The 16,825-nt window shown below is 30.8% G+C and carries 13 protein-coding genes and 1 riboswitch; of the genes, 12 read left to right on the forward strand and 1 reads right to left on the reverse strand.

What is annotated here, in order from left to right; all coding sequences use genetic code 11:
• Positions 1–191: 191 nt before the first annotated feature.
• Entirely contained in the window at positions 192–479 is a 288-nt protein-coding gene (locus tag ACYUEW_RS03850; RefSeq protein WP_003483267.1) for a co-chaperone GroES, read from the forward strand.
• A gap of 28 nt (positions 480–507) precedes the next feature.
• Positions 508–2,133 carry a chaperonin GroEL gene (gene groL, locus ACYUEW_RS03855; RefSeq protein WP_003483269.1) on the forward strand — a complete coding sequence of 542 codons (1,626 nt, stop codon included), beginning with the start codon at positions 508–510 and terminating at the stop codon, positions 2,131–2,133.
• 69 nt (positions 2,134–2,202) lie between these two features.
• Here the strand turns inward: groL and ACYUEW_RS03860 are convergent, their stop codons facing one another.
• Positions 2,203–2,952, reverse strand: coding sequence for a tRNA lysidine(34) synthetase (locus ACYUEW_RS03860; protein WP_003483270.1), 750 nt, complete (start codon positions 2,950–2,952; stop codon positions 2,203–2,205).
• A 256-nt stretch (positions 2,953–3,208) separates the two neighbouring features.
• Positions 3,209–3,306: riboswitch (purine riboswitch) on the forward strand.
• Positions 3,307–3,393: 87 nt separating this feature from the next.
• Between ACYUEW_RS03860 and guaB the strand changes: the two genes are divergently transcribed.
• The 10 genes from guaB to etfB all read left to right on the forward strand — a co-directional run bounded on the left by guaB (position 3,394) and on the right by etfB (position 16,811).
• A complete protein-coding gene (gene guaB, locus ACYUEW_RS03865) occupies positions 3,394–4,848 on the forward strand; it encodes an IMP dehydrogenase (RefSeq protein ID WP_003483272.1) in 1,455 nt (484 codons plus the stop codon).
• A 12-nt stretch (positions 4,849–4,860) separates the two neighbouring features.
• Positions 4,861–6,393, forward strand: coding sequence for a glutamine-hydrolyzing GMP synthase (gene guaA / locus ACYUEW_RS03870; protein WP_003483274.1), 1,533 nt, complete (start codon positions 4,861–4,863; stop codon positions 6,391–6,393).
• A gap of 453 nt (positions 6,394–6,846) precedes the next feature.
• Positions 6,847–8,169, forward strand: coding sequence for a branched-chain amino acid transport system II carrier protein (gene brnQ / locus ACYUEW_RS03875; RefSeq protein ID WP_003483277.1), 1,323 nt, complete (start codon positions 6,847–6,849; stop codon positions 8,167–8,169).
• A 461-nt stretch (positions 8,170–8,630) separates the two neighbouring features.
• A complete protein-coding gene (locus ACYUEW_RS03880; RefSeq protein ID WP_003483279.1) occupies positions 8,631–10,262 on the forward strand; it encodes an AMP-binding protein in 1,632 nt (543 codons plus the stop codon).
• A gap of 54 nt (positions 10,263–10,316) precedes the next feature.
• Positions 10,317–11,549, forward strand: a complete 1,233-nt coding sequence (gene fldA / locus ACYUEW_RS03885) for a 3-(aryl)acryloyl-CoA:(R)-3-(aryl)lactate CoA-transferase FldA (protein WP_003483282.1) — start codon at positions 10,317–10,319, stop codon at positions 11,547–11,549.
• A gap of 5 nt (positions 11,550–11,554) precedes the next feature.
• On the forward strand, positions 11,555–12,349 hold the full coding sequence (fldI, locus tag ACYUEW_RS03890; protein WP_003483284.1) for a phenyllactyl-CoA dehydratase activase FldI: 795 nt from the start codon (positions 11,555–11,557) through the stop codon (positions 12,347–12,349).
• A gap of 4 nt (positions 12,350–12,353) precedes the next feature.
• Positions 12,354–13,577, forward strand: coding sequence for a phenyllactyl-CoA dehydratase subunit FldB (fldB, locus tag ACYUEW_RS03895; RefSeq protein WP_003361700.1), 1,224 nt, complete (start codon positions 12,354–12,356; stop codon positions 13,575–13,577).
• 1 nt (position 13,578) lies between these two features.
• Complete coding sequence (gene fldC / locus ACYUEW_RS03900) at positions 13,579–14,703, forward strand: phenyllactyl-CoA dehydratase subunit FldC (RefSeq protein WP_003483286.1); 1,125 nt, start codon at positions 13,579–13,581, stop codon at positions 14,701–14,703.
• 167 nt (positions 14,704–14,870) lie between these two features.
• On the forward strand, positions 14,871–16,004 hold the full coding sequence (acdA, locus tag ACYUEW_RS03905) for a 3-(aryl)acrylate reductase AcdA (RefSeq protein ID WP_003483287.1): 1,134 nt from the start codon (positions 14,871–14,873) through the stop codon (positions 16,002–16,004).
• A 12-nt stretch (positions 16,005–16,016) separates the two neighbouring features.
• On the forward strand, positions 16,017–16,811 hold the full coding sequence (gene etfB, locus ACYUEW_RS03910) for an electron transfer flavoprotein subunit beta (protein WP_003492357.1): 795 nt from the start codon (positions 16,017–16,019) through the stop codon (positions 16,809–16,811).
• The last annotated feature ends 14 nt before the right edge of the window (positions 16,812–16,825 follow it).

Raw genomic sequence — 16,825 nt, forward strand, 5'->3', positions numbered from 1 at the left:
CAAAATATCGATATATAGCATTATAAATTTAAAATATGGCTATAATTAAGCTATTAAATTCTTATTTCAAATTTGATATTATAAACACTATTGCCTATTATAATAATTGTATTAGCACTCAAGATTAATGAGTGCTAACAAAAAAGATAGTAATTATTTAAAATATAAAAATATTTTAAGGAGGGGTTTATATGAAGATTAGACCACTTGGAGATAGAGTAGTAATCAAAAGAGTAGAAGCAGAGGAGACTACAAAAAGCGGAATAGTATTACCAGGAGCTGCAAAAGAAAAACCACAGGTTGCAGAAGTAATAGCTGTAGGACCTGGTGGATTAGTTGATGGAAAAGAAGTTAAGATGGAATTAAAAGTAGGGGATAAGGTATTATTCTCAAAATACGCTGGCAATGAAGTAAAAATTGAAGGTGAAGAAGTAACTATATTAAAGCAAGATGACATATTAGCAGTAGTCGAAGGTTAATTATATATTTTATTAGGAGGTATGAGAAATGGCAAAAAGTTTATTGTTTGGAGAAGAAGCTAGAAGATCAATGCAAGCTGGTGTTGATAAATTAGCTGATACAGTAAAAGTAACACTTGGACCAAAAGGAAGAAATGTTGTTTTAGATAAAAAGTTTGGATCACCATTAATAACAAATGATGGTGTTACAATAGCAAGAGAAATAGAATTAGAAGATGCATATGAAAATATGGGGGCACAACTTGTAAAAGAAGTTGCAACTAAAACAAATGATGTAGCAGGAGATGGTACTACTACAGCTACGTTATTAGCTCAAGCTATAATAAGAGAAGGTTTAAAAAATGTTACAGCAGGGGCTAACCCAATCCAAATAAGAACAGGAATAAGAAAAGCTGTAGAAAAGGCTGTAGAAGAAATAAAAGTTATTTCTAAACCTGTAAATGGAAAAGAAGATATTGCTAGAGTTGCTGCTATATCAGCTGCAAGTGAAGAAGTAGGAAAACTTATTGCAGATGCTATGGAAAGAGTAGGAAATGACGGAGTTATAACTGTAGAAGAATCAAAATCTATGGGAACTGACCTAGAAGTAGTTGAAGGTATGCAATTCGATAGAGGATATGTGAGTGCATATATGGTAACTGATACTGAGAAAATGGAAGCAGTATTAGATGACGTGTATATTTTAATAACTGATAAGAAAATATCCAACATACAAGAAATATTACCTATCTTAGAACAAATAGTTCAACAAGGTAAAAAATTATTAATAATAAGTGAAGACATAGAAGGAGAAGCTTTAAGCACATTAGTACTTAACAAGTTAAGAGGAACATTTACTTGTGTAGGTGTAAAAGCACCAGGTTTTGGAGATAGAAGAAAAGAGATGCTTCAAGATATAGCTATTTTAACAGGTGGTGAAGTTATTTCTGAAGAATTAGGAAGAGATCTAAAAGATGTTACTATAGATATGTTAGGAACAGCAGACAGTGTAAAAGTTACTAAAGAGAATACTACAATAGTTAATGGCAAAGGTGATAAAGTAGCTATAAAAGAAAGAGTATCTCAAATAAGAGTGCAAATTGAAGATACAACTTCAGAATTTGATAAGGAAAAACTTCAAGAAAGACTTGCTAAATTAGCAGGTGGAGTTGCTGTTATAAGAGTTGGAGCAGCTACGGAAACTGAATTAAAAGAAGAAAAATTAAGAATAGAAGATGCTCTTGCAGCTACAAAAGCAGCAGTAGAAGAAGGAATAGTTCCAGGTGGTGGAACAGCATATATAGATATTATACCTAAAATTGCTGATTTAACTTCTGATATTATAGATGTTAAATTAGGAATAGGCATAATAAGAAAAGCTCTAGAAGAACCAGTAAGACAAATAGCTAATAATGCAGGTGCTGAAGGATCAGTAATAATTGAAAAAGTTAAAGCTAGTGAAGCAGGCGTTGGATATGATGCTTTAAATGATAAATATGTAGATATGTTAAAGACTGGTATAGTTGATCCGACTAAGGTTACAAGATCAGCATTACAAAATGCAGCTTCAATTGCGTCTACTTTCTTAACAACAGAAGCTGCAGTAGCAGATATCCCAGAAAAAGAAAATACACCACCAATGGCACCAGGAATGGGAATGGATGGAATGTATTAATAAAAATAAAAATGAGAGACTCTTTGTATAGAGTTTCTTATTTTTTTATATTTAATATCATTTTTATTATTAAAAATGATTGTCTCTTTGTTTCCAAATATTTTTCATGTCTATATTACATAAGGAAGTCATAAGTCTATCTATAGCTTCAGGATAAGCTTCTTCTAGTTTAAACATTAAATTTTTCATTTCTTCTCTAGTAGTTTTTTTATCCTCAGGACAAGTACTTTTAATTACAGGTAAATTATATTTTTCTACCAAATCTTTAATCAAATCTTCTCTTAAATATATTAAAGGTCTGATTATATGAACATATTTATCCTTATAATCTATATGTGGACTGAAAGATCCGAACTTACCAATTTTTAAAACATTCATAAATAAAGTTTCTATTACATCATCACAATTATGACCAAGAGCTATTTTTGTGGCACCTATGGATTTAGAAACTCTTACAAGGCAACCTTTTCTTAGTTTAGAACAAAGGGAACATGGGTTTTTATCCTTTCTTTCATTGAATACTACATTTGCAATATTGGTTTTTTCTATTATTAAGTCTATGCCATTTTTCTTGCAAAAAATTTTTAATGGTTCTAGACCCATATCTAAGCCTAAGTCTACATGGATAGCTACTATTTCAATATCTTTTATAGCTGTTAATTGTATTAGCTTTAAACAAAATAGCAAGAATATACTATCTTTACCACCAGAAACAGCTACAGCGATTTTATCTCTTGGAGATATCATATTATAGTCATCTATAGCTCTTCTTACATACTTTAAAAATTTTTTATTATAGTTTTTTTCAAATATAATCAATAAAATAACTCCTTTCTCAGTTTACATAAAAACATATATAATTTACAATACTAAATAGTAGATATAAATAGATTCTATAATAATATTAAATAGATTTTCAATAATAAGAATAAATATTTAGTGTGAAAGATAAAATTTGCAAATTAAAAACGAAATTACTATTGAATTTATCTTTTTTATGAAGTATAATACTAACAAATATTTTTAATAAAAAGCATAAGAAAATTCGTTACTGTTTTAAAATGCAATAAAAAAATCAATATTTGCAAAATTGACTCATATATCCCCATAATAAGGGTGGGAGTATCTACCGAAAACCATAAATTTTCGACTATGAGTGATTATTAATAATGCTACAATAAAGGCCTATTAATTTTCACTTATAGTTTCAGTGGTAATTAATGTGTTTTTTTTTATAATTTTATAGGAAGGATGATTTAAATGGCAAAAATAATAAAACAAGCATACACTTTTGATGATGTTCTTTTAGTTCCAAATAAATCAGAAGTTTTACCAAAGGAAGTTAATTTAAGCACAAATTTAACTAAAAAAATAAAATTAAATATACCTCTTATGAGTGCAGGAATGGATACAGTTACGGAGTCCAAAATGGCTATTGCTATGGCTAGAGAAGGCGGTATGGGAATAATACATAAAAATATGACTATAGCTGAGCAAGCTGGTGAAGTTGATAAGGTAAAAAGACAAGAAAATGGAGTAATAACAGATCCTTTTTATCTTGCACCAGATAATACTATACAGGATGCGCTAAATCTTATGAGTAGATATAGAATTTCTGGAGTGCCTATAACTAAAGGAGAAAAATTAGTCGGAATAATAACTAATAGAGATATATTATTTGAAAATAATTATGAAAAAAAAATAGAAGAAGTTATGACTAAAGAAAATCTTATAACAGCGCCAGAAAATACCACTATAGAAGAAGCAAAAGATATATTAAAGTCACATAAAATAGAGAAATTACCTTTAGTAGATAAAGACAATAATTTACGTGGACTTATTACCATAAAGGATATAGAAAAAGTTAAAAAATTTCCTAATAGCGCTAAAGATTCTAGAGGAAGACTTTTATGTGGTGCAGCAGTTGGAGTTACAAAGGATATGATGGAAAGAGTAGACGCCTTAGTAAAAGCACAAGTAGATATAATTACAGTAGATACTGCCCATGGACATTCTAAAGGAGTTATAGAAGGCGTAAAAAAAATAAAAGAAAAATATCCAGATATTCAAATTATTGCAGGTAATGTTGCAACAGCTGAAGCAACTAGAGACTTAATAAATGCAGGAGCGGATTGTATAAAGATTGGAATAGGACCAGGTTCTATATGTACAACTAGAGTAGTTTCAGGTGTTGGAGTTCCTCAACTTACAGCAGTTATGGACTGCGTTGAAGAAGCAAATAAATATGGAATATCAGTAGTAGCTGATGGCGGAATTAAATATTCAGGAGATATAGTTAAATCATTAGCTGCTGGAGCCAAAGCTGTTATGATGGGGTCAATGTTTGCAGGCTGTGCAGAAGCACCAGGAGAAACAGAAATATATCAAGGAAGAAGTTATAAAGTATATAGAGGAATGGGATCATTAGCTGCTATGGCCTGTGGTAGTAAAGATAGATATTTCCAAGAAGATAACAAAAAATTAGTACCTGAAGGAGTAGAGGGAAGAGTACCATTTAAAGGACCAGTAATGGAAACTATATATCAAATGCTAGGTGGTATTCGTTCTGGGATGGGATATTTAGGATCCGCTACGTTGAATGATTTATATGAAAAGGCTACATTTGTAATTCAAACATCTTCAGGGATAAGAGAAAGTCATCCTCATGATATTTCAATAACAAAAGAAGCACCAAATTATAGTGTTAATCAATAAAAGGAGGCACATATGAATAAAGAATTAGTATTAGTAGTTGACTTTGGAGGTCAATATAATCAATTAATAGCAAGACGTGTAAGAGAAAATAGGGTATATTGTGAGATAATACCTTATACTACATCTATAGAAAAAATAAAGGAAAAAGCACCAAAAGGAATAATATTTACAGGTGGGCCTAATAGTGTATATGGAGAAAATGCACCAAGAGTTGAAAAAGAACTATTCGATTTAGATATCCCAGTTTTAGGTATATGCTATGGAGACCAGCTTATGGCTCATAGTTTAGATGGAGAAGTAACAAGTCCTGAAAAAAGAGAATATGGTAAAACAGAAGTAAATTTAGATAATAGTAGTTTATTGTTTAAGAATATAAAAGAAAAAGATCAATGTTGGATGAGTCATACAGATTATATTTCAAAGGTTCCGAAGGGTTTTAAAACTATAGCAACAACAGATGAATGTCCTTGTGCAGCTATGGAAAATGGAGAAAAAAAATTATATGGAGTTCAATTTCATCCAGAGGTAGAGCATACTTTATTTGGAAAACAAATGCTAAAGAATTTTTTATTCAACATATGTGATTTAAAAGGTGATTGGACTATGAGTTCTTTTGCGGAAGAACAAATAAAAGCTATAAAGGAAAAAGTAGGAGACAAAAAAGTAATATGTGCTTTATCTGGTGGTGTAGATTCATCAGTAGCAGCGGTAATTGTTCATAAAGCTATAGGAAAACAATTAACTTGTATATTTGTTGATCACGGTTTACTTAGAAAAGATGAAGGCGATCAAGTAGAAAAAATATTTAAAGATCAATTTGATATGAATTTAATAAGGGTTAATGCACAAGATAGATTTTTAGGAAAATTAAAGGGAGTTTCAGACCCAGAAAGAAAGAGAAAGATAATTGGAGAAGAATTTATAAGAGTGTTTGAAGAAGAAGCTAAAAAATTAGGTGATATAAGTTTCTTAGTTCAAGGTACTATATATCCAGATATAGTAGAAAGTGGAACAAACACATCAGCTACTATAAAAAGTCATCATAATGTAGGTGGTTTACCAGAAGATATGGAATTTAAATTAATAGAACCTTTAAGAGAATTATTTAAAGATGAAGTAAGAGCTGTAGGAGAAGAATTAGGTATACCACATAAATTAGTATGGAGACAGCCTTTCCCAGGACCGGGTTTAGCTATAAGAGTATTAGGAGAGGTTACAGAGGAAAAATTAGCTATTACAAGAGAAGCAGATGCTATATTTAGAGAAGAGATAGCTAAAGCAGGCTTAGAAGAAAAAATATGGCAATATTTTGCTTGCCTTCCAAATATACAGTCAGTAGGAGTAATGGGAGACGAAAGAACATACTGCCATACAATAGCATTAAGGGCTGTTACATCTTCAGATGCAATGACTTCAGATTGGGCAAGAATACCTTATGAAGTATTAGATAAGGTATCAAGAAGAATAGTAAATGAAGTTAAAGAAGTAAATAGAATTGTTTATGATGTGACTTCAAAACCACCAGCAACTATTGAGTGGGAATAAAATAATATTTTAAAGATATAAAATTATATATTTAAAAAGTGTTTTCATTACTATATTAAAGTATATTGAAAGCACTTTTTATATTTTTTTGTAATAATTTAGATTAAAATTTTAACAAATAAGAAAATATTATAAATAAAATTAAATATTATAAAAAATATTGATAAATTTAAAACTTATTTTTGTATTTGTAAAATATAATTTTATTATCAAAATTTACCTTATTTACATCTAAAATGTATTTCATCTTTAACCGTTGATAATACAGGATTTAAAAACATAATTATTATGGCTTGTAAAACGATTTCATATGATGAATTTGAAAAAACTGAAAAATAATGGTTTATACAATTTTAAATTTTGAAGAAATTCTGAATAATTGCTATATTGACTACAATTTATTTCTGTGGTACATTGATAAAGAATAAACAATTTAAAAAAGGAGTGTGAAAAATGTCAGAACAAAAAAGACGAAAGGATATTTTTGTACAAGGATTCGCACTATTCGCAATTTTTTTCGGGGCAGGAAACTTAATTTTTCCACCTAGTTTAGGAATGGCTGCAGGAGACAATTGGGCTTTAGCTGCTTTTGGTTTCTTACTTACAGATCCAGTGCTTCCGATTCTAGGTGTAATTGCAACAGCTAAAGTAGGGGGCAAAGCCGAGGACTTAGGTAAGAGAGTTAGTCCAGGTTTTGCAAAGGTTTTAGGAGCTGTCTGTATTTTGGTTATTGGTCCTTTATTTGCCATTCCTAGAACAGCCGCTACTGTATATGAAATAGCAGTAAAACCAATAGCACCTGGTGTACCCATTATAGTTATATCACTAATATTTTTTATATTAACTTATATATTTGTAAGTAATCAGGGGCATGTAATAGATAATATCGGTAAAATTTTAACACCATTGTTATTAATTATACTAGCTGCTATAGTAATTGCAAGTATAGTAACACCTGTAGGGCCAATAGTAGCAACAAAACCTAATAGATACTTTTTAATAGGTTTTCAGGAAGGATATCAAACAATGGATGCGTTGGGAGCATCATTAATGGCTGGAATAGTATTAACAGATTTAATTTTAAAGGGGTATAAAGATAGAAAAGAACAAGAATATATGACTATTAGAGTAGGTTTAGTTTCAGGAGTTTTATTATTATTGGTATATGGAGGTCTTACATTTGTAGGAGCTACTGGAAGTGGAATTTTTAAGGGTGATATTAGTAGAGTTGACTTATTATTAAAATTAGTATATGGACTTTTTGGAAATGCTGGTGCTGTAGCTATATCCATAGCAGTAGCTTTAGCCTGTTTAACTACAGCGGTAGGACTTACTTCTACAGCAGCTAATTTTTTTAATAGTGTAAGTAATGGTAAACTTTCTTACAAAGCTATTAGTATAGCTGTAGTATTATGTAGTTTATTGTTATCTGTAATAGGGGTAGAAGGATTAATTAGTATAGCTGTACCAATTTTATCTACTGTATATCCAGTGATGATTGTTCTAATATTAATGACATTATTTGATCGACACATTCCTAATAATATGACTTATACTGGTGCTGTAATAGGAGCATTTTTAATTAGTTTAATTATAAATATAAATGGTACATTTGGTATTTTAAATGGTGCCATGGGAATTGTAAAAAAATTACCTCTTTTTGAAGCCGGATTTCCATGGATTGTGCCAACTATAGTATTAGCTATTTTATTCACTATATTTGGCAAAAAAAATAAACCTCAAAGCTTAGAACACGAAAATTCTTTTAAAAATTAACCTACGTTAATCTGCTAAACTGTAGAAGCAATATATTAGTAATAAAAAAGCAATTATAGAAATATTAAAATTTTATAGGGATTATAGTCAGATAATTTTGAAATATGTGATTTAAATTAAAAGCAATATTGATAAAATTTATACAAAAAAATTCATGTTGAACATAAGATGGAATTTAAGTGAATGAGTGTTAAAAGTTCCTTTAGACTATAAAATAAGGGGATGGAGGGTAATGTGAAAAAAGAGTAAAAAATAGAAATTCCAGTAAAAATGAATTTTTTACTGGAATTTTAATTCACTGGTTCTATTAAATTACAAATTAAATTGACAAAAATAAAACGATATGATAATCTGTTTTTGACAGAAAAACTTATGATACGATATTATATTCCATCATGCTATATTTAAATATTTTTTTTATAATATTCTACTAATAAATTTAAGGAATCTGAGGTGTAGTTATGAGACTTTATAATATTACTATAGGAGAGTATCTTAGAAGAACTTGTAAAAAATTCCCGAATGATGTTGCTATTCAGTCTTTAGAAATGCCAGAGGGTATTTCATGGAGTGAACTTGATAAAATTACAGATGATATAGCCAAAGGTATGGTTGTATTAGGGCTTAACAAAGGAGATAACTTGGTACTTTGGGGTTCCAATAAAAAAGAATGGATCTATATCTTTTTAGCAGCAAGTAAAATAGGGGTATGTACAGTTACTTTAAATACTAACTATTTATTAGAAGAAGTAGAAAAAATTTTAGAGGTAGCTGATGCAAAGGCTATAGCATTTATGGAATCATTTTACGATACAAATTATGTAGATATTATTGAAAAAGTTAAAGAAAGATATAATGAAGGAATATGTAAGATACCACAAATGATGGAATATTTCATTTATTTTGGAGAGAAAAATCGTCCAGAATATACAGGAATAGATAATTTAATTTCTTTAGGAAAAAGTTTAAAGGAAGAAACATTTAATTTGATTTGCAATGATATAGAACCAGATGAAGTTGTTAATATTCAATTTACTTCTGGAACTACCAGTTCTCCAAAAGGCGTTATGCTAACACATTATTCTCTTATAAACAATTCATTTATAACTGGCGAGGCTTTAGGCATTACAGATAAAGACAAGCTATGTTTAGTTGTTCCATTTTTTCATTGCTTTGGCTTGTCAGTAGGAATACTTCTATCTGTTGGTAGAGGATGTTCTATGGTACTAGTAGAATCTTATAAAATAGCTCCATTAATAAATACAATAAAAACATTTAATTGCACTGTTCTACACGGAGTTCCTACAATGTTCTGTAGAGTATTAGAGGATGATAGCATAGATATAAACGATTTCAAAACTATAAGAACAGGGATATTAGCTGGAGCAAATGCTACAGATGAACTGTTAGATGGTATTATAGAAAAAATGAATATAAGGGATATTCAGATTGCATATGGACAAACAGAGGCTTCGCCTGGATGTACTCAAACTTTAAAGACAGATTCTATTGATAAGAAATATAACAGTGTAGGTAGGCCCTTACCTTTTGTGGAAATGAAGGTTGTTGACATGGATACGAAAAAACAGTTATCAGTAAATAATGTTGGAGAAATTTGTGTCCGTGGATTTAATGTGATGAAGGGGTATTATAAAAATGATCTACTAACTAGGAAAACTATTGATAAAGAAGGGTGGCTTCATACTGGTGATTTAGGATTTGTAGATAAAGATGGATATTATCATATAACTGGCAGAATACAAGATATAATTATAAGAGGTGGAGAAAATATAAATCCACATGAGATTGAGGAAAAGTTATTATCCCATCCTGAAATTTCTGAAGTGGAAGTTATAGGTGTTCCAGATAAAAGATATGGAGAAGAAATTGTAGCCTGTATTATTCTTAAGCCAGAGAGTTGCTTAACCAAAGGGGATATAAAAAAATATATTTCTCAAAATTTAGCTCATTATAAAGTTCCAAAATACATAGAGTTCTATGATGAATTTCCTTTAACAGACACAGGTAAGATTAAGAGACATGAACTAAAAGAATGCTTTGAAAAGAAGTTTGAATTAAGACAATCTATTTAAATTAATAATAAATATATTAAATTAACAATAAATCTATTTAAGGAGGCTTTTTTTATGGAAAACAATACAAATATGTTTAGTGGAGTAAAGGTTATTGAATTAGCAAATTTTATAGCTGCTCCAGCAGCAGGTAGATTTTTTGCTGATGGCGGTGCAGAGGTAATAAAAATTGAATCACCTGCTGGAGATCCTTTAAGATATACTGCTCCATCAGAAGGAAGACCATTAAGCCAAGAAGAAAATACTACTTATGATTTGGAAAATGCAAATAAAAAGGCAATGGTTTTAAACCTCAAAAGTGAAAAAGGTAAAAAGATATTACATGAAATGTTGAAAGAAGCAGATATATTATTAACTAACTGGAGAACAAAGGCTTTAGTTAAACAAGGATTAGACTATGAAACACTAAAAGAAAAATATCCTAAGCTAGTTTTTGCACAAATAACTGGCTATGGTGAAAAGGGTCCAGATAAGGATCTTCCAGGCTTTGATTATACTGCATTTTTCGCTAGAGGTGGTGTTTCAGGTACTCTTTATGAAAAAGGAACTGTGCCTCCAAATGTTGTTCCAGGACTTGGAGACCATCAAGCTGGCATGTTTTTAGCAGCGGGTATGGCAGGAGCTTTATATAAAGCAAAAACAACAGGAAAAGGAGATAAGGTAACAGTAAGTTTAATGCATAGCGCTATGTATGGATTAGGTATTATGATACAGGCTGCTCAATATACAGGTCATGGTTTAGTATATCCAATAAATCGTAATGAAACTCCGAACCCATTTATAGTTTCATATAAATCTAAGGATGATTATTTTGTTCAAGTATGTATGCCACCATATGATGTTTTCTATGATAGATTTATGACTGCCTTAGGTAGAGAAGATTTAGTTGGAGATGAAAGATACAACAAGATAGAAAATTTAAAAGATGGACGTGCGAAGGAAGTATATAAGATAATTGAAGAACAAATGGTTACAAAGACAAAGGATGAATGGGATAAAATATTTAGAGAAGCGGATATTCCATTTGCTATTGCACAAACTTGGGAAGATTTACTACAAGATGAACAAGCTTGGGCAAATGATTATTTATACAAGATGAAATATCCAACAGGAAATGAAAGAGCATTAGTAAGACTTCCAGTATTCTTTAAAGAAGCTGGATTACCAGAGTATAAGCAATCACCACAGATAGCAGAAAATACTGCAGAAGTTTTAAAAGAAATGGGATACACAGAAGAAGATATTCAGGAATTAGAAAAAAATAAAGATATTATGGTAAGGAAGTAAAAATAATGGCAGATATTTATACTATGGGTGTAGATATAGGTTCAACTGCATCAAAAACAGTAGTATTAAAAAATGGAAAAGAAATTGTAAGTCAGGCAGTAATAAATGTAGGGGCCGGAACAAGCGGCCCCAAAAGAGCTATAGATTCTGTATTAAGAGAAGCAAAATTATCTATTGAAGATTTAGATTATGTTGTATCTACTGGATATGGAAGAAATAGTTTCGAGTTTGCTAACAAACAAATTTCTGAATTAAGTTGTCATGCAAAGGGGGTCTATTTTCATAACAATAAAGCTAGAACAGTTATTGATATAGGCGGACAAGATATTAAAGTATTAAAATTAGCAGATAGTGGAAGACTTTTAAATTTCATAATGAATGATAAATGTGCTGCAGGAACGGGACGATTTTTAGATGTAATGTCTAGAGTAATAGAAATTCCAGTTGATGAGTTAGGAAAAAAAGCATTAGAAAGCAAAAATCCTTGTACTATTAGTTCTACCTGTACAGTATTTGCAGAGTCAGAAGTAATTTCTCAACTTGCAAGAGGAGTTAAAACTGAAGATTTGATAGCAGGAATTTGTAAGTCTGTAGCATCAAGAGTGGCTAGCCTTGCAAAGAGAAGTGGTATAGAAGAATTAGTAGTTATGAGTGGAGGAGTAGCTAAAAATATAGGTGTAGTAAAGGCAATGGAAGCAGAATTGGGAAAAGACATTTATATATCTGAAAATTCCCAATTGAATGGAGCATTGGGAGCAAGTCTATACGCTTATGAAAGTTTTCAAAAAGAAAGGAGCTAAAAACATGAGTGATAGAAATAAGGAAGTAAAAGAAAAAAAAGCAAAGCATTATCTTAGAGAGATTACTGCAAAGCATTATAAAGAGGCTCTCGAAGCAAAAGAAAGGGGAGAAAAAGTTGGTTGGTGTGCATCCAACTTCCCACAAGAAATAGCTACAACATTAGGGGTAAAAGTTGTTTATCCAGAAAATCATGCAGCAGCTGTAGCAGCTAGAGGAAATGGACAAAACATGTGTGAACATGCTGAGGCTATGGGATTTTCTAATGATGTATGTGGTTATGCAAGAGTAAATTTAGCTATTATGGACATAGGTCATAGTGAAGACCAGCCAATACCTATGCCAGACTTTGTACTTTGCTGTAATAACATTTGTAATCAAATGATTAAATGGTATGAACATATAGCAAAAACTTTAGATATACCAATGATTCTTATAGATATACCATACAATACAGAAGATACTATTTCACAGGACAGGGTTAAATATATTAGAGCTCAGTTTGATAATGCAATAAAACAATTGGAAGAAATAACAGGCAAAAAATGGGATGAAAATAAGTTTGAAGAAGTTATGAAGATATCCCAAGAAAGTGCAAAACAATGGTTAAGAGCTGCATCTTATGCAAAATATAAACCTTCACCATTTAGTGGATTTGATTTGTTTAATCATATGGCAGTAGCAGTTTGTGCTAGAGGTACTCAAGAAGCTGCGGATGCATTTAAAATGTTAGCAGATGAATATGAGGAAAATGTAAAGACTGGAAAATCTACTTATAGAGGAGAAGAAAAACAACGTATATTATTTGAAGGAATTGCCTGTTGGCCATATTTAAGACATAAATTAACTAAACTTAGTGAATATGGAATGAATGTAACAGCAACTGTATATGCCGAAGCTTTTGGTGTTATATATGAAAATACAGATGAATTAATGGCTGCTTATAATAAAGTTCCTAATTCAATTAGTTTTGAAAATGCATTAAAGATGAGATTAAATGCTGTTACAAGCACTAATACAGAAGGTGCCGTTATTCATATAAATAGAAGCTGTAAACTGTGGAGTGGATTTTTATATGAGCTAGGAAGAAGATTAGAAAAGGAGACTGGAATTCCTGTAGTATCATTTGATGGGGATCAAGCAGACCCAAGAAATTTCTCAGAAGCACAATATGATACTAGAATTCAAGGACTTAATGAAGTAATGGTTGCTAAAAAGGAGGCTGAATAAGATGTCAAATTCAGATAAATTCTTTAATGACTTTAAGGATGTTATAGACCATCCTAAAAAATATATAATGAAGCATATGGAAGAAACTGGACAAAAAGCTATAGGATGTATGCCATTATATACTCCTGAAGAACTTGTATTAGCTGCTGGAATGTTTCCAGTAGGTGTATGGGGAAGCAATACAGAACTTTCAAAAGCTAAAACATATTTCCCAGCATTTATTTGTTCAATATTACAAACAACATTGGAAAATGCATTAAATGGGGAATATGATATGTTATCTGGCATGATGATTCCAAATTATTGTGATTCATTAAAATGCATGGGACAAAATTTTAAACTAACCGTTGAAAATATTGATTTTATACCAGTAACAGTTCCACAAAACAGAAAAATGGAAGCTGGAAAAGAATTTTTAAAAAGTCAATATAAGATGAATATTGAACAGCTAGAAAAGATTTCTGGTAATAAAATAACAGATGAATCTTTAGAAAAAGCTATAGAAATATATGATGAACACAGAAAAGTAATGAATGATTTTTCAATGTTAACATCAAAATATCCAAGTATAATAACACCAACTAAACGTAATTATGTTATGAAGTCTGCTTATTATATGGATAAAAAAGAACATACTGAAAGAGTTAAACAATTGATGGATGAAATCAAAACTATAGATCCAAAACCATTTGAAGGAAAGAGAGTTATAACTACAGGTATAATTGCAGATTCAGAAGATTTACTTAAAATTTTAGAAGAAAATAATATAGCTATAGTTGGTGATGATATAGCACATGAATCTAGACAATATAGAACATTGACTCCAGATGCGAATACACCAATGGATAGATTAGCTGAACAATTTGCTAATAGAGAATGTAGTACTTTATATGACCCTGAAAAGAAAAGGGGTAAATATATAGTAGAAATGGCTAAAGAGAGAAAAGCAGATGGGATTATATTTTTCATGACAAAATTCTGTGACCCAGAGGAATATGATTATCCACAAATGAAAAAGGATTTTGAAGAAGCAGGTATTCCACATGTACTAATAGAAACCGATATGCAAATGAAAAATTATGAACAAGCTAGAACTGCAATTCAGGCTTTTTCAGAAACACTTTAATAAAAGTTTTCAAAATTTACTGTAAACTTTATTAATTGAAACATTGATTTCTCTTCTCTTTTTATAAAATAATACTTATTTTTCAAAAAAAGTTATCTTTGGATGGACGAAGGGAAATCAATGTTTATATAAATTAACAAATTCATTAATATATTAGGAGGGATATAATGTTTTTCACAGAACAACATGAACTTATTAGAAAATTAGCAAGAGATTTTGCAGAGCAGGAAATAGAGCCTATTGCAGATGAAGTAGATAAAACTGCCGAGTTCCCTAAAGAAATTGTGAAAAAAATGGCCCAAAATGGTTTCTTTGGAATAAAAATGCCTAAAGAATATGGTGGAGCTGGAGCAGATAATAGAGCCTATGTAACTATAATGGAAGAGATATCAAGAGCATCTGGTGTAGCTGGTATATATTTATCATCACCAAATTCATTGCTTGGCACACCATTCCTACTAGTTGGTACAGATGAACAAAAGGAAAAATATTTAAAACCAATGATTAGAGGAGAAAAGACATTAGCTTTTGCTTTAACAGAGCCAGGTGCAGGTTCAGATGCAGGAGCAGTTGCAACAACTGCTAGAGAAGAAGGCGACTATTATATATTAAATGGAAGAAAAACTTTTATTACAGGAGCTCCAATATCTGATAATATCATAGTGTTCGCAAAAACAGATATGAGCAAAGGAACAAAGGGAATTACTACATTTATAGTAGATAGTAAACAAGAAGGTGTATCTTTTGGTAAGCCTGAAGACAAGATGGGGATGATTGGTTGCCCTACTAGTGATATTATTTTAGAAAATGTAAAGGTCCATAAATCTGATATACTTGGAGAATTAAATAAAGGCTTTATAACAGCAATGAAGACTTTAAGTGTTGGCCGTATAGGAGTTGCTGCGCAAGCTTTAGGAATAGCACAAGCTGCTGTAGATGAAGCTGTTAAATATGCAAAACAAAGAAAGCAATTTAATAGACCTATAGCAAAATTCCAAGCTATTCAATTTAAATTGGCTAATATGGAAACAAAATTAAATGCAGCAAAATTATTAGTGTATAATGCTGCTTATAAAATGGATTGTGGAGAAAAGGCAGATAAAGAAGCTTCTATGGCAAAATATTTTGCTGCTGAATCTGCTATACAAATCGTAAATGACGCACTACAAATCCATGGTGGTTATGGATACATAAAAGATTATAAAATAGAAAGATTATATAGAGATGTTAGAGTAATTGCTATATATGAAGGAACTTCTGAAGTTCAACAAATGGTAATCGCATCAAATCTTTTAAAGTAAGGAGTGGAGAAATTGAAGATAGTTGTATGTGTAAAACAAGTACCAGATACTAATGAAGTAAAGATCGATCCTGTAAAAGGAACTCTTATTCGTGAAGGTGTACCTGCTATATTAAATCCGGATGATGCTAATGCACTAGAAGAAGCTTTAAAATTAAAAGATAAATACGAAGATGTAAAGGTTACTGTGATTACTATGGGTATACCATCTTCTTCATATATGTTAAGAGAATGTTTAGCAATGGGAGCTGATGAAGCTATATTGGTAACAGATAGAGCTTTTGCTGGAGCAGATACTTGGGCAACATCTAATGCTTTAGCTTCAGCTTTAAGAAAAGTTGGTGATTATGATTTAATATTTGCTGGTAGACAAGCTATAGATGGAGATACAGCTCAAGTTGGACCACAAATAGCAGAGAGACTTGATATACCACAAGTAACTTATGCTATGGGTTTTGAGTACAATAAGGAAGATAAAACAATTATTGTAGATAGACAATTAGAAGATGGTTACGAGAGATTACAAGTTAAATCTATGCCAGCATTAATCACTGCTATTAGTGAATTAAACAAACCTCGCTACATGACAGTTGGAGGTATAGTAGATGCATATAAGAAAGATATTAAGATATTTACAATTAAAGATTTAGATGTTACTCCAGATGAAGTAGGTTTAAATGCTTCTCCAACTTCAGTATTTAGATCCTTCGCGCCAGATAAAAAATCACAAGGTGTTATATTAGAAGGAACAGCTAAAGAAAAGGTAGAAAAATTAGTATCAGCACTTCAATCTAAACACTATATTTAAGTTTTGGGAGGTTT

The organism is Clostridium sp. CTA-1, assembly GCF_054768215.1.

Bases quoted from the DNA above. Each gene is read 5' to 3' on its own strand.
- brnQ (WP_003483277.1), top strand. From the start codon at position 6,847: ATGTCAGAACAAAAAAGACGAAAGGATATTTTTGTACAAGGATTCGCA.
- fldA (WP_003483282.1), top strand. From the start codon at position 10,317: ATGGAAAACAATACAAATATGTTTAGTGGAGTAAAGGTTATTGAATTA.
- groL (WP_003483269.1), top strand. From the start codon at position 508: ATGGCAAAAAGTTTATTGTTTGGAGAAGAAGCTAGAAGATCAATGCAA.
- ACYUEW_RS03850 (WP_003483267.1), top strand. From the start codon at position 192: ATGAAGATTAGACCACTTGGAGATAGAGTAGTAATCAAAAGAGTAGAA.
- fldB (WP_003361700.1), top strand. From the start codon at position 12,354: ATGAGTGATAGAAATAAGGAAGTAAAAGAAAAAAAAGCAAAGCATTAT.
- fldC (WP_003483286.1), top strand. From the start codon at position 13,579: ATGTCAAATTCAGATAAATTCTTTAATGACTTTAAGGATGTTATAGAC.
- guaA (WP_003483274.1), top strand. From the start codon at position 4,861: ATGAATAAAGAATTAGTATTAGTAGTTGACTTTGGAGGTCAATATAAT.
- ACYUEW_RS03880 (WP_003483279.1), top strand. From the start codon at position 8,631: ATGAGACTTTATAATATTACTATAGGAGAGTATCTTAGAAGAACTTGT.
- fldI (WP_003483284.1), top strand. From the start codon at position 11,555: ATGGCAGATATTTATACTATGGGTGTAGATATAGGTTCAACTGCATCA.
- guaB (WP_003483272.1), top strand. From the start codon at position 3,394: ATGGCAAAAATAATAAAACAAGCATACACTTTTGATGATGTTCTTTTA.
- acdA (WP_003483287.1), top strand. From the start codon at position 14,871: ATGTTTTTCACAGAACAACATGAACTTATTAGAAAATTAGCAAGAGAT.